12 protein-coding genes are annotated in these 13,906 nt (G+C 35.3%); 9 read left to right on the forward strand and 3 right to left on the reverse strand.

Going from position 1 to position 13,906, the window contains the following annotated elements:
- The first annotated feature begins 165 nt into the window (after nucleotides 1–165).
- The 9 genes from BST92_RS06305 (at nucleotide 166) to BST92_RS06345 (ending at nucleotide 10,927) form a co-directional block, all read left to right on the forward strand.
- Nucleotides 166–1,170, forward strand: coding sequence for an AAA family ATPase (locus tag BST92_RS06305; protein ID WP_105070675.1), 1,005 nt, complete (start codon nucleotides 166–168; stop codon nucleotides 1,168–1,170).
- A 108-nt stretch (nucleotides 1,171–1,278) separates the two neighbouring features.
- Complete coding sequence (locus BST92_RS06310; RefSeq protein ID WP_105070676.1) at nucleotides 1,279–2,142, forward strand: DUF58 domain-containing protein; 864 nt, start codon at nucleotides 1,279–1,281, stop codon at nucleotides 2,140–2,142.
- Nucleotides 2,139–3,773 (forward strand): hypothetical protein, encoded by a 1,635-nt coding sequence (locus tag BST92_RS06315; protein ID WP_105070677.1) that lies wholly within the window; start codon nucleotides 2,139–2,141, stop codon nucleotides 3,771–3,773. Before BST92_RS06310 ends, BST92_RS06315 begins: the two co-directional genes overlap by 4 nt.
- Nucleotides 3,770–4,783, forward strand: coding sequence for a vWA domain-containing protein (locus BST92_RS06320; protein ID WP_105070678.1), 1,014 nt, complete (start codon nucleotides 3,770–3,772; stop codon nucleotides 4,781–4,783). Before BST92_RS06315 ends, BST92_RS06320 begins: the two co-directional genes overlap by 4 nt.
- A gap of 18 nt (nucleotides 4,784–4,801) precedes the next feature.
- Nucleotides 4,802–5,833 (forward strand): VWA domain-containing protein, encoded by a 1,032-nt coding sequence (locus tag BST92_RS06325; protein ID WP_105070679.1) that lies wholly within the window; start codon nucleotides 4,802–4,804, stop codon nucleotides 5,831–5,833.
- Entirely contained in the window at nucleotides 5,826–6,665 is an 840-nt protein-coding gene (locus tag BST92_RS06330) for a tetratricopeptide repeat protein (RefSeq protein WP_105070680.1), read from the forward strand. Before BST92_RS06325 ends, BST92_RS06330 begins: the two co-directional genes overlap by 8 nt.
- Before the next feature lies 1 nt (nucleotide 6,666).
- Entirely contained in the window at nucleotides 6,667–8,436 is a 1,770-nt protein-coding gene (locus BST92_RS06335; protein WP_105070681.1) for a BatD family protein, read from the forward strand.
- Between the two features lie 2 nt (nucleotides 8,437–8,438).
- Nucleotides 8,439–9,197 carry a tetratricopeptide repeat protein gene (locus BST92_RS06340; RefSeq protein WP_105070682.1) on the forward strand — a complete coding sequence of 253 codons (759 nt, stop codon included), beginning with the start codon at nucleotides 8,439–8,441 and terminating at the stop codon, nucleotides 9,195–9,197.
- Nucleotides 9,198–9,316: 119 nt separating this feature from the next.
- Complete coding sequence (locus tag BST92_RS06345; RefSeq protein ID WP_105070683.1) at nucleotides 9,317–10,927, forward strand: SulP family inorganic anion transporter; 1,611 nt, start codon at nucleotides 9,317–9,319, stop codon at nucleotides 10,925–10,927.
- 10 nt (nucleotides 10,928–10,937) lie between these two features.
- Here BST92_RS06345 and BST92_RS06350 read toward each other — a convergent pair whose 3' ends face one another.
- From BST92_RS06350 to hemA, 3 genes are all read right to left on the reverse strand, one after another.
- Complete coding sequence (locus BST92_RS06350; protein ID WP_105070684.1) at nucleotides 10,938–11,504, reverse strand: CvpA family protein; 567 nt, start codon at nucleotides 11,502–11,504, stop codon at nucleotides 10,938–10,940.
- Nucleotides 11,505–11,566: 62 nt separating this feature from the next.
- On the reverse strand, nucleotides 11,567–12,520 hold the full coding sequence (gene hemC / locus BST92_RS06355) for a hydroxymethylbilane synthase (protein ID WP_105070685.1): 954 nt from the start codon (nucleotides 12,518–12,520) through the stop codon (nucleotides 11,567–11,569).
- Nucleotides 12,510–13,775, reverse strand: coding sequence for a glutamyl-tRNA reductase (hemA, locus tag BST92_RS06360; RefSeq protein ID WP_105070686.1), 1,266 nt, complete (start codon nucleotides 13,773–13,775; stop codon nucleotides 12,510–12,512). Before hemA ends, hemC begins: the two co-directional genes overlap by 11 nt.
- Nucleotides 13,776–13,906 lie beyond the last annotated feature (131 nt).

A 13,906-nucleotide genomic window follows, 5' to 3' on the forward strand; every position in this document is an offset into this window, starting at 1 on the left:
CATCTTTCCCCATATTTACCTTGTAATTTGTGTTGAAACTGTTTGAATTTGATATTATTCTTAAATTTTTACGATTTTTTATGCATTTTTAACGCACGATTAACAGCATACATGATAAGAAAACTACATTTTGCGAGTTAGATTGAATGTAATAGTACATCACTTATGGATCAACAAAATACCGCTATCGATATAGCAAGTATCAACGAAAAAATAGCCCAAGAAAGTCAATTTGTAGACTTATTGGTTAATGAGATGAATAAGGTGATTGTAGGCCAGCAATACATGGTGGAGCGATTACTTATAGGTTTATTAGGTCGTGGACATATTTTACTGGAAGGAGTACCTGGACTGGCAAAAACACTTGCCATCACCACACTGTCTAAGGCCGTTAGTGGTTCTTTTTCGAGAATTCAATTTACGCCAGATTTGCTTCCTGCAGACGTGGTAGGAACATTAATTTACAATATGAAAGATGGCGAGTTCAATATCAAGAAAGGACCTGTTTTTGCAAATTTTGTTCTTGCAGATGAGATTAACCGTGCACCAGCAAAAGTGCAAAGTGCGCTACTAGAGGCAATGCAAGAGAAACAAGTTACTATAGGTGACACTACTTTCCCTTTACAGCGTCCGTTTCTAGTAATGGCAACACAAAACCCAGTAGATCAAGAAGGTACTTATCCATTGCCAGAGGCACAAATGGATCGTTTTATGTTAAAAACGGTCATTGACTATCCTACAATTGCTGATGAGCAGTTCATCATGCGAGCAAACCTTAAAAAAGAATTCCCACAGCCCAATGCGGTAGTGAGCATAGATCAGATTCTAAAAGCTCAAGAATCTGTAGAAATGGTTTACATGGATGAGAAGATCGAGAAATATATTTTAGATATCATATTTGCCACTCGTTATCCAGAAAATTATGGGCTGCACGATTTAAAACCGCTTATCAGTTTTGGAGCGTCACCTCGTGGATCGATTAACCTTGCTAAAGCTGCAAAATGTTATGCCTTTATCAAGCGTCGTGGTTATGTAGTGCCAGAAGATGTGCGTGCTGTAGTCTTAGATGTATTACGTCACCGTATAGGGATTACTTATGAGGCCGAGGCAGAAAACTTTACCACTGAAGATATTGTTAATAAGATTGTAAATACTATTGAAGTACCTTAAAAGTTTACAGTAGTTGGTCATTAAATATGGTATATCAATAAAGTAATGTCAATTACTTTATCAAATACAGATCGCAATTAGACTGTTAACGATGAGTAAAGCGAGCAAATGGATACTAAAGAACTTCTTAAAAAAGTACGTAAAATCGAGATCAAAACACGTCGTTTAAGTGACGCTGTTTTTGGTGGCGAATACCATAGTGCTTTTAAAGGTCGAGGAATGACCTTTAGTGAGGTGCGTAAATATCAATATGGTGATGATGTTAGAAATATAGACTGGAATGTAACGGCAAAATATAGTGAGCCATTCATTAAAGTTTTTGAAGAAGAACGTGAATTAACCTTAATGCTAGTTGCAGACGTTAGTGGATCGACACTTTTTGGAACGCAAGAGCAAACAAAGAAAGAAATTATCACTGAACTTTGTGCAACATTAGCGTTTAGTGCCTTACAAAATAATGATAAAGTCGGGTTGCTATTGTTTTCTGACCAAGTTGAGTTGTTCTTACCGCCCAAAAAAGGAAAGTCATATATCTTAAGAATCATCAGAGAGTTGCTAGAATTTGAACCACAACATACAACTACTAACATAGGTGGTGCACTAGAGTTTATGGCAGGTGTCTTAAAGAAAAAAGCTATCGTTTTTGTACTGTCAGATTTTATGGCGACCGATTATGATAGAACTTTAAAAATTATAGGACGTAAACACGATGTCACTGGTGTACGCATTTATGATCAAAGAGAGGCAGAAATGCCTAATATAGGTCTAGTGCAATTTAAAGATCAAGAGTCAGGAAAAAGCCAGATGGTAAATACCAGTTCAAAATCTATACGTAATAAATATGCGGCGCATCATCTAGAATGTGCAGACTATTTTAAAAATGCGTTTACTAAATCAGATAGTGGTGCAATAGATCTAGAAACTAAAGAAAGTTACACAAAGAAATTATTAGGATATTTTAAAGCACGATGAAGCAATTGATTCATATATTCTTTTTCGGGTTTTTAAGTATGGCCCAACTAGTAGCTCAACAGCCAGTACAAACTACTGTTGATCGTAGTGAAATCCTAATGGGAGAAGAAGTAAAGTTGGGTATAACGGTAGATGCAACAAGTACAGATTTAATTGTTTTTCCAGAACAGGCAAAGTTTGGTCGGTTAGAAGTTATAGAGTCTTATCCAGTAGACACAATACGTGAAAATGATCGATTGAGATTGTTTAAACAATATGGGATTACTCAATGGGATTCTGGTGATTATTATGTTCCACAATTAAGTATTCTTAAAAACGAGGCTAAAATATTTTCGGATTCCATACTTGTAAAAGTTCGCGAGGTACAAGTAGATACGGCAAAACAAAAAATGTTTGACATAAAACCAGCTATCGATATACCAGACACTAGACCTACAGATTGGAGCTGGCTATGGTGGCTGCTATTGCTTTTACCACTAGGTGGACTTATATATCTGCTTACGCGAAAGCGTGAAAAGAAAACCTATGAAGAAACATTACAACCGTATGAGTGGACTAGATATCGTTTATCAAAACTAGATGAACAAAAGTTATTAGAACAAAAACGATCTAAAGAGTTCTATACAGAGTTGACTTATATTATTAGAAAATATATTGACTCCAAAGTATATGGGCATGCTCTAGAAAGTACAACAGGACAATTATTAGGAGAACTTAAAACAGTGATGGTTGATCGTGGTATGAACATCACATCAACTACAGAGACTCGACTTAAAGAAATATTAGAAAGAGCAGATCTTGTAAAATTTGCAGGTGTAGCACCAGATGCGATTACCGCAAAAGAAGATCGATTGCACACAACCGATATTATCTATAACATCCATCAGTTATTACCACCACCTACTGAAGAGGAATTGATGATGGATGCAAAATATAGAAGAAAACAAGAATTAAAAGCACAAACAAAAAAAATCGCTTTAGGTGCTGGACTAGGATTAATCACTGTAATGATTGCATTAGGAACTTGGATCTATATAGATGGAGCAGATAATGTAAAAGATAAAGTACTAGGTAATGAACTGCGCGACTATTATGAGCAAGACTGGTTGCGATCTGGTTATGGTGTTCCAGAAATTGCGATTACCGCACCAGATATATTAGTGCGTACAGATGAGGATAAACTTCCCGAAGAGCTTTCTCAATATGTAGGTGCATTTGATAACTTCCAATTAGGTGAAGATGGCGATGATTTGACCATTACAGTATCTACATTTTTATTTAAAGAAGGTGCACAGCTTAATGAACTTAATGCGCAAAACTTAATCGGTCCAGTTACTAGTGGTCTGGAACAAGATGGAGCGACTAATATTGTCATGCTAGATAACGAGTTAGAGCATAAAGGAATGAAAGGGCTGGAGTTTTCAGGAACCTTTGATTTTGATGACTCAGAATATGAATATGATTTGTGGATCTTTAATGAGAATAGTGGTATGCAACAAGTGTTTGTGACTTATTTAAAAGATAATGAAGAAGACAAATCAAGAGAATATGGGCGTTTGATTAAAGAACGCATTTTGAGTTCAATAGAAATTGCAACCATTAAAAACTCTCAAAAACAATCAGGTAAATGATGAACTGGTTTAATAGTATCGAGTTTCTAGATCCTCAAATGTTCTGGTTATTGCTAGCTATGCCAGTCGCAATTGCTTGGTACATCTGGACGCATCGTAGACAACAAGCTCAAGTTCAGATTTCTAGTTTAAAAGGTTTTAAGGTAGAAACCTCGTGGCTAGCAAACCTGCGTCCATTGTTATTTATATTAAGATTGATAGTACTTGCGCTAATTATTACGGCACTGGCTAGACCACAAACTACTGATGTTACTACAAAAACTAAAAAAACAGAAGGAATAGATATTGTACTGGCAGTAGATGTAAGTGCAAGTATGCTAGCCGAAGATCTAAAACCTAATCGATTAGAAGCTACTAAAAAGGTTGCAGCAGACTTTATAAAAGGTAGACCTAATGATCGAATAGGAGTAGTAGTATATGCAGGAGAAAGTTATACTAAAACACCTATTACTACAGATGAGATGATCTCATTAAGAGCCATAAATGAAATAGCATTTGACGGTGTGTTAGAAAATGGAACGGCTATAGGAATGGGACTGGCAACAGCAGTCAATAGATTAAAAGACAGTGAAGCATTAAGTAAAGTCATTATATTAATGACTGATGGAGTTAATAATAGTGGATTTATAGATCCTAAAATAGCAAGTGAACTGGCACTCGAATATGATATAAAGGTTTATACGATAGGTATCGGTACTAATGGTAATGCACCATCACCAGTTGCTCAGATAGGTAGAAACAAATTCCGTATGGCAATGATGCCTGTAGAGATCGATGAGGATTTAATGAAGCAAATTGCTACAGATACTGGTGGTAAATACTTTAGAGCCACTAATAATAAAAAGCTAGAAGAAATCTATGGAGAAATTGATAAGCTAGAGAAAACAGAAATAGAAGAATTTAAATTTATAAATACTGAAGAAAAATATAGAATCCTTGTACTTATCGCATTAGGGTTTTTAGGGCTAGAAATGCTATTGCGCTACACTATTTTTAGAACGGTTGCTTAAACTTCAGAAAACAATATTATGTATCTATTAGAAGAGAAAATATACTTTTGGCTGCTATGCATCATTCCGGTGCTAGTATTGCTATTTATATTTTTATCATACTGGCGTTATAGAGCACAGCGCAAGTATGCCGAAAAACATATGCTTTCTCATTTAATTCCAGATCGCTCTTGGTTTAAGCCTATTTTAAAATTAGTCACCGTTAGTGTCGGGATTTTATTTCTAGTAATCGCATTGGTGAATCTCAAAGCTGGAACTAAAATAGAAACCATTAAAAGAGAAGGCGTTGACATCGTGTTTGCAGTAGATATTTCAAAATCCATGCTTGCGGAGGATATTGCACCTAGTCGTCTAGAAAAATCACAACAACTAGTAACTCAAATCATTAATAATCTAGCTAGTGATCGTATAGGATTAATCGCTTATGCAGGATCTGCCGTACCGCAATTACCTATTACCACAGATTATAGCAGTGCAAAAATGTTTTTGCAATCTATGAACACAGATCTAGTTTCTAGTCAAGGTACAGCCATTGCAGAGGCGATACAACTAGCAGAAAGTTATTACAGTGAAGATACTGAAGCTTCAAAAGTGCTCGTCATCATATCTGATGGTGAAGACCATGAAGGAGAAGCCCTAGATTATGCAGAGGCTGCTGCCGAAAATGGAATACGTATCATTACCATAGGAGTAGGTACACAAAAAGGTGGAACCATACCTATAAAACGCAATGGAATTGTACGCGAGTTTAAAAAAGATAAAGATGGTAATACTGTCATAACTAGACTCAACTCTGAAACATTAGAAGAAATAGCCAGTGTAGGTAATGGTGTTTATATAGATGGTACAATTACTGCTAGTGTTATTGAGAAACTAAAAGAAGAACTATCAGGTATTGATAAAGTTGAATTTGAATCACAGCAATATGCAGATTTTGAATCACAGTTTCAATGGTTTCTAGGCTTTGGATTGTTCTTTCTATTTTTAGACATATTTTATTTAGAGAAAAAAACAGCTTGGCTCAAAAAATTAAACCTTTTCAATGAGTAATAGTCATAAACATATGATCTGTGTGATCGCCTTGAGCTTGTTAGGTCTCGCTTTCGCGAAAGCGCAACAAAACAAAGAATTAGATAAAGCATATGATAACGCTGTGGCACAAGCTCAAGAATATACAGCTGAAGGCGATTTTAATCAGGCAGAAGCATCTTATCGCAAGGCAACTGCACTTAAACCAGGCGCTGCAGAGGCTAGTTATAATTTAGGAACGCTATATTATAACAACGATAAAAAATTCAACTCTGTAGAGAATTATAAAAAGGCTGCAGAGGCATCTACAAGTAAAGAAGAAAAACATAAAATTTATCATAATCTAGGGAACTCTTTTTTAGAAAATAAGCAATATGATGAAGCTGTAGAGGCTTATAAAAATGCCCTGCGCAATGATCCTACAGACGATGAAACTCGCTATAACCTTGCCCTTGCAAAACAAGAGAAAGAGAAAAATGGCGGCGGTGGCGGTGGCGGCAATGATGATCAAGATCAAGATAAGGATCAAGATAATAAAGAAGGTGATAAGGATGAGAATAGTGATGGTGATAATGAAGGTGACCAAAATGAGAAGGATGGCAAGGATCAAGAAGGCGATAAAGGTGATCAAAAAGAAAGTGATAAAGGAGAGAATAGTGAAGGAGAGAATGGTGATGGTAAACCTAAGGAACAAAATCAAGGACAGCAACCACAGCGTGTTGAAGGTAAATTAACACCGCAGCAAGCAAGACAGTTATTAGAGGCGATGTCTAATGAAGAACAAAAGATTCAAGAAAAAGTAAACGCAAAAAAGGCTCAAGGCAAAAGCGTTAAAACAGAGAAAGACTGGTAATATGAGACATTTAATCATTTTCTGTTTAGTTTTAATTACTGGTTGGACCAGTATGGCTCAAGTAGAATTTACAGCAACACCTACACGTGATAAAATTGCTATAAATGAGCGCGTGCGTGTAGAGTTTAAAATGAATGTAGCAGGAGATAATTTTACTCCGCCTAATTTTGAAGGTTTTCAAGTAGTTAGTGGTCCTATTCAATCATTTTCTCAACAATGGGTAAATGGTAAAAGTAGCATGAGTAAATCTTATAGTTACATTTTAAAGCCTAATAAGACGGGAAAGGTTACTATTAAACAGGCTGTTATGGAGTTTGAAGGGGCTGAGTATAAAACAGTCCCTTTTCAAATCACTATCAACGGTGCTGTTGATGATCCTAAAGATGCAAATAGTCAAGAGATTACTGCAGATACTGATATTCACCTAGTAGCAGAGGTTTCAAAATCAAATCCTTATCTCAACGAGCCTATTAAGGTTGTTTATAAACTTTATGTAGCAAATAATACAGGAGTAAGTGGCTGGAATGAGATTGATAGCCCTAAGTATCCAGATTTTTGGTCTTTGAATATTGATAATCGTAATGCTCAAGTTAAAAATGGTAATTATCTAGGCCAACCATATCGTTATCTAGAACTAAGAGAAGTAGTCCTTTATCCGCAGAAAACTGGCGAATTAGTTATTGAGCCTTTAACCTTAGATATTAATGTAGAAGTACCAACTAATAGGCGAGACTTTTTTGGTAGAACAGTTTTTAAAACGGTTTCAAAAACAGTAAGTGCAGGAAGCAGAAAAATAAACGTTAAGTCCATTCCGACAGCTGGACGTCCAGCAAGTTATACGGGAGCTGTAGGTGATTTTAAATTTAAAGTAGAACTAGATAAGGCAAGATTAGATGCTGGAGAAAGTTTAAATGCCGTTGTAAAAGTGGGAGGAACTGGAAATTTGAAATTAATGGAATTACCTAAACTTAAAGTTCCTCAAAGTCTTGAAGCTTATGAGCCAGAGCGTGGCAATGATGTTAAAACTAGTATTTCTGGAATGAAAGGAACTATAAGCGATACCTATGTAATAGTGCCTCAATATGGTGGGAAATATGTATTGCCGCCTGTTGAGTTCTCTTATTTTGACCCTAAAAAAGAAACTTTTATTACTCTTAATAGTGGCGAGACTTTAATAGAGGTTAATGGTCCTGCACCTGCATCAGGTTCAAATTCTACTGTTAATAAACCTAGTGGAGTTAATAAAAATTTTATAGGTAATGATGCTCAATTTGCGTTCATAAAGACAACAACTGATTTTGTCAATAAAGAGCATAAGTATTTCTTCAATTCAACAGGTTATTGGGCGGTTATAGGTGGTACTTTACTACTTATACCTTTGACACTTTTAGTGAGACGTAAACAAGAAGCTATTGCTAGTGATGTTGTTGGTAACAGACTTAAAACTGCAAACAAGTTGAGTAAAAAGTATCTAAGTGCAGCAAAAAAGAATTTAGGTAATCATGACCAGTTTTATATATCACTTGAAAAATCTTTACACAATTACTTAAAATCAAAACTCAATATTCAAACCGCCGAAATGTCGAAAGATAGAGTCAGCGAGTTGTTGTTGCATCGTGGAGCGACAATAGAAACGAGTAAGGAGTTTATAGAACTATTAGCAAGTTGTGAATTTGCTCGATATACACCATCATCAGATAGTGGAATGCAACAAGACTTTGATAAAGCCAGTAGAGTGATTAATGAAATCGATAAACAATTAAAACGCTAATTATGAACTGGATTACGAGCATTTTATTTTTATTGATGACTCTTATCGTTAGTGGACAAGACGATGGTATAAATGACCGTTTTGCAAAAGCAAACCAAGCTTATACTGCCGAGAATTATCAAATGGCTATTTCTAATTATGAGGAGATTTTAAAAACTGATATTCATAGTGTCGACCTTTATTATAATCTGGGTAATTCTTATTACAAATTGAATCAGGTAGGACCTGCTATTTATAATTATGAAAAAGCGTTGATGCTTGACCCGAGTAATGAAGACGTTTTAAATAATTTACAGTTTGCAAAACAAATGCGTATTGACGCAATAGAAGGTCTGCCAGAAAATGAATTAGAGTCTAAGGCAAGCTCTATTGCAAGTTCTATGTCTATTGATGAATGGGCTTATTTAAGTATAGTATTATTAATTATATCTGTTTTATTATTTGTGCTATATCATTACTCACAAACAGCAGGCAAAAAGAGATTGTTTTTTCTGCTTATGATATTATTTGTAATAGGAACGATAATATTGGTGTTTATAGGTTTTTATGCTCAAAATAATTTGAATAAACATCAATATGCCATCGTTTATGCTGCCGAATTTACCGCTAGGGAAGAGCCTAAACAATCTAGCGCTGCCAGTTATGTTATACATGAAGGAACTAAAGTTGAGGTATTAGAAGAATTCAATAATTGGGCACGTATTTCTCTAGAAAACGGTAGTAAAGCATGGGTAACTCTAGAGACTATTAAAAAGCTTTAATCCACTTTTTAAAGCTTATTACCATTAACCGCTTCTTTTGTTTACAGGTTAACTCGTTTTGTCGTTTTTTCTTTATACATTAGTTGATAGTGTTACTATTAATTAATTATTAGAGAATAATGTTTAAATATCTGTCTAAGGACCTTCCAGCAAGTGTCGTTGTATTTTTTGTGGCTTTACCTTTATGTCTAGGTATTGCATTAGCTAGTGGTGCTCCACCGTTTGCGGGAATGATTGCTGGTATTATAGGAGGTATTGTAGTAGGATCTCTTAGTGGCTCTCAAATAGGTGTTAGTGGTCCAGCCGCTGGACTTGCAGCTATAGTAATGACCGCGATAACAACTATGGGTTATGGTGATTTTTTAGTAGCTGTAGTTATAGGTGGTGTTATTCAAATACTTTTTGGAATTGGTCGATTGGGTATTATAGGATACTTTTTCCCATCTTCTGTTATTAAAGGTATGTTGACTGGTATCGGTATTATTATCATTTTAAAACAGATACCTCATTTTTTTGGAATGGATGAAGATCCAGAAGGCGATTTTGCTTTTTTACAACTTGATGGTGAAAATACATTAACGGAACTTCTTAAGGCTTTTAACGCCTTAATTAGTGGTAACATTAGTATGGGAGCAACCTTGGCAGCTATTATTGCCATGGCTATATTACTGCTGTGGTCTAATGTATTATCTAATAAAGGAAAGATTTTCACCTTAATTCAAGGTCCATTAGTTGCTGTTGCGGTAGGAATTATATTCTATTTATTTACTAAAGATTCATCTTTAGCGATTACTCAAGATCACTTAGTTAAAGTGCCAGTTCCACAAGATTTTGATAGTTTTTTAGGGCAGTTCAGCTTTCCTAATTTTGCTTCTATAGGTAAGACAGAAGTTTGGATAACAGGTTTTACTATTGCATTAGTAGCTTCATTAGAGACACTTCTGTGTGTAGAAGCTACTGATAAATTAGATCCTGAAAAGAATGTAACGCCTACAAACAGAGAGCTCTTTGCACAAGGTACGGGTAACATTATGTCTGGTATGATAGGTGGATTACCTATTACTCAGGTGATTGTCCGTAGTTCTGCTAATATTCAATCCGGTGGTAAAACAAAACTATCTGCTATAATTCACGGTTTTTTCTTGTTGATAGCAGTTATTTTAATTCCTACCTTACTTAATAAGATTCCGCTATCTGTTCTTGCAGCTATTCTTTTTATTGTTGGTTTTAAACTTGCAAAACCATCCACGTTTAAACAAATGTTTAGCCTAGGCTGGAAGCAATGGGTACCTTTTATAGTAACTATTTTAGGAATTATATTTAAAGACTTGTTATGGGGAATAGGGATCGGACTTGTAGTAGGGATTTTTATTACCTTAATAAAAAGTTTTCAAAATTCACATTTCTTGCACAAAGAAGGAGAAGATGTAAATGATGGAAAAATAAAAATGACGCTAGCTGAAGAGGTTACCTTTTTCAATAAAGCAACCATCCTTAAAGAATTAGATAAGATTCCTGAAAACTCTGTACTTGAACTAGACGTGACTAAGACAGTTTATTTAGATAATGATATCATAGAGATTCTAGAGGATTTCTCTCATAAAGCTAAGGACAGAAATATCACCATTAATTTAATTTCTCAACGTGGTAATGTTACCAATCCTGAAAGTTTTGTAGAATTCTTTAAACTGGATTATAAGGCAAAAAAACTTCCTTTATCAGATTTTTAAGTGTTCTGTTTTAGAAGTTGCCAGATGTGTTAGTTGAGTCTGTTGGTGTCTCATTCTTATCCCTATCACCTCTTATGCGTCGATCAACGCGATCAGCTTCTGCAAGGATTTTAGGAAGCAAAAAAGGTGCTAGTGGCTCTATGTGTTCATAAACTAAGCTGTCTTCAGTAGTTTGATCTCCTAAAAGATTAAATTCACCAGAGGCAGTTTTTATAAACATTAATATAACGCTTGCAAGAAAAGCCATTTTTATAAGTCCAAAAGCACCACCAGCTAGTTTATTCAAAAAGCCCAATTTTGCAGTTTTCATTAGTTTAGTAATAAGCTTTCCTACATAACTTATGACAAATATGATCACTACAAAGGTGATGATAAAACTGGCTATAGTAATATAAGTTTCTTCCCATTCAAACTGATTGCGCAACCAGTCACCAGCATAATTTGAGAAATATATAGAACCGTAAATAGCTGCAATTAATGCAAGCAAGGAAGTGAGTTCAACAAAAAAACCATTGAGATAACCTTTCCAAAGGCCTATCAATAAGACAATACAAATAACAATATCTAACCAATTCATAGCTGTAAATATAATGAGTTGGTAAAGAACTCAACAATCTGGTCTAAAAAAGGAGTATATTCTTAAGGATTGAGTGAGGATTTAATGGATTGCATTAAAGTTTTACCACCATTAGCAAATACTTTTTCTGATTGCGCTTTTGCAAAAGCGTAACCTTCATCCTTCTCGACATCTTTCAATGCAATTTGATCTTGCACATCAATACGATCTGTGCCATCGATGCTCAAAAGACAACCTGTAAAATTGAGAAAGCCATTGTTTACTTGTGCAATAGCGCCTATGGGTGCCGTACAGCCACCTTCTAACTCTCTTAAAAATCGTCGCTCTATATCAACGCATAATTGTGTTTGAGCATGATTAAGTTGTGACACGGCTTCTAGCACAGCGGTATTGTTACCCATTGCAGCAATCATCATCGCTCCTTGTGCTGGTGCCGGTATAAAGCTATCCAGATCTGAGTATTCAAAGCCATAATTACCTCTTAATTGAGATAGTAGTCCTATACGGTCCAGACCTGCTTTAGCAAATATTGCTGCATTCCAGTCTTTATTACTATGGAGTTTTGATAAACGTGTATTTACATTACCTCTTAAGTCTACTACATTGTGCTGTGTGTACATATTAAGCCATTGGGACTTGCGACGTAAACTACCAGTTGCGATAGTCATGGCTTCATCTGGATTAAAGTTAGACTTATATACTAGGATATCTTTTTGAGAAGCACGTTCTAATACAGCTGCTTGTACCATACCTTTGGGTAATTGTGTAGGAACATCCTTAAGGCTGTGAACAGCGATATCAATATCACCTTTGACTAATGCTACGTCTAAGGTTTTTGTAAAAATACCCGTAATACCCATTTCATACAATGGCTCATCTAGATTAAGATCGCCTTGTGATTTTACGGGAGATAATTCAGTTTGAAAACCTAAAGCTTGTAGTTGAGATTGAACAGTTGTGGCCTGCCAAATGGCAAGTTGTGAATCTCTAGTACCTATTCTTATTTTAAGACTCATAACTGCTTAATTCTTCTAGTTTAAAGACTTTATTAAGTAAACTTATCGCTTCTTCAGTACTTTCATCTTCATTGCGCAGGTGGTTTGCAAAATGTCCTGCTATTTTTTGAATAATACGATCTGCTAGCATATCTGCTTGCTCGTGATTAAAATCGCTGAATTTTGTACGGCTGTTTTTAATCTCAGCATCTTTAAGAGTAGAAAGTTTAGTTTTAAGAGCTTGCATAGTAGGTGCAAATTGTCTAGAAACCATCCATTGCTTAAAATCAGCATTAACTTCTTTAATGATGGATTGAGCCTGTGGTATAAAGTTCTCGCGGTTCTCGAGTGTTTTATGGGTTACTTTAGAAAGTTCATCCAGGTGAATAAGCTGTACATTATCTAATTCTGTCACGTTATCATCCACATTTTTAGGGATGGATAGATCCATGATTAATAGAGGCTTATTAGTGTGTATGATCTGTTTTGAAACTGTAGGCTTTTGTGCGCCTGTTGCTACAATAATAATGTCTGATTGTGCTATTTCTTCTTCTAGTTGCGCATAATCTTTAACGATTAAGTCAAATCTTCCCGCGATACGTTCTGCCTTATCTTTAGTACGATTGATTAGTGTGATCTGCTTATTTTCTGTATGTTTTACTAGATTTTCACAGGTGTTGCGACCTATTTTACCAGTTCCGAAAAGCAAAATATTTTTTGCAGGGCCACCGGCAGGAAAGTTTTCTAAAATGTACTGTGCACTAGCAAAACTGACTGATGTTGCTCCACTACTTAATTCTGTTTCTGTTTTAATACGTTTACTGGCTTGTATAACGCAATTCATTAAACGTTCCATATAGGCGTTAATTAACCCCAATTTTTTAGAACGTTTGAACGCCATTTTAAGCTGTCCTATAATTTCAAAATCCCCTAAGATCTGACTATCTAAACCAGTACCCACTGTATAGAGATGATTGCAAGCGTCCTCATTCTTTTGAATGTAGGCAATTTTTTGAAACTCTTCTACAGTTCCATGAGAATGCTCACATAATAGACGTATTAATTGAAAAGGATGCTGTGCAAATCCATAAAGTTCTGTACGATTACAGGTAGAAATAACGGCTAGTGAAGGGATACCTTCTTCCTTTGCTTCTATTAATAAGTTGTGAATACCTTCTTCTGAAAGAGAAAAAAGTCCACGTGTCTCAGCATCGGCTTTGCGATAACTAAGACCTATACTGTAAAATGAAAAATGTTTGGGCTGAGCTGCCGCCATATACACTTTGCTATTGAGAAACAAAATTATAAGACTAATTGTTATTAAAGTAACGCTATGAGTTCCAATTTAAACGCAATGAGTTATTTTTGTACTCAAATTAGATAGAATTCAATGTTAAATGGTGTTTT

It is taken from the genome of Nonlabens arenilitoris, assembly GCF_002954765.1.
GTDB lineage: Bacteria > Bacteroidota > Bacteroidia > Flavobacteriales > Flavobacteriaceae > Nonlabens > Nonlabens arenilitoris.

Bases quoted from the DNA above. Each gene is read 5' to 3' on its own strand.
- BST92_RS06350 (WP_105070684.1), bottom strand. From the start codon at position 11,504: ATGAATTGGTTAGATATTGTTATTTGTATTGTCTTATTGATAGGCCTT.
- BST92_RS06315 (WP_105070677.1), top strand. From the start codon at position 2,139: ATGAAGCAATTGATTCATATATTCTTTTTCGGGTTTTTAAGTATGGCC.
- BST92_RS06345 (WP_105070683.1), top strand. From the start codon at position 9,317: ATGTTTAAATATCTGTCTAAGGACCTTCCAGCAAGTGTCGTTGTATTT.
- BST92_RS06310 (WP_105070676.1), top strand. From the start codon at position 1,279: ATGGATACTAAAGAACTTCTTAAAAAAGTACGTAAAATCGAGATCAAA.
- BST92_RS06320 (WP_105070678.1), top strand. From the start codon at position 3,770: ATGATGAACTGGTTTAATAGTATCGAGTTTCTAGATCCTCAAATGTTC.
- BST92_RS06305 (WP_105070675.1), top strand. From the start codon at position 166: ATGGATCAACAAAATACCGCTATCGATATAGCAAGTATCAACGAAAAA.
- BST92_RS06330 (WP_105070680.1), top strand. From the start codon at position 5,826: ATGAGTAATAGTCATAAACATATGATCTGTGTGATCGCCTTGAGCTTG.
- hemC (WP_105070685.1), bottom strand. From the start codon at position 12,520: ATGAGTCTTAAAATAAGAATAGGTACTAGAGATTCACAACTTGCCATT.
- hemA (WP_105070686.1), bottom strand. From the start codon at position 13,775: ATGGCGGCAGCTCAGCCCAAACATTTTTCATTTTACAGTATAGGTCTT.
- BST92_RS06340 (WP_105070682.1), top strand. From the start codon at position 8,439: ATGAACTGGATTACGAGCATTTTATTTTTATTGATGACTCTTATCGTT.
- BST92_RS06335 (WP_105070681.1), top strand. From the start codon at position 6,667: ATGAGACATTTAATCATTTTCTGTTTAGTTTTAATTACTGGTTGGACC.
- BST92_RS06325 (WP_105070679.1), top strand. From the start codon at position 4,802: ATGTATCTATTAGAAGAGAAAATATACTTTTGGCTGCTATGCATCATT.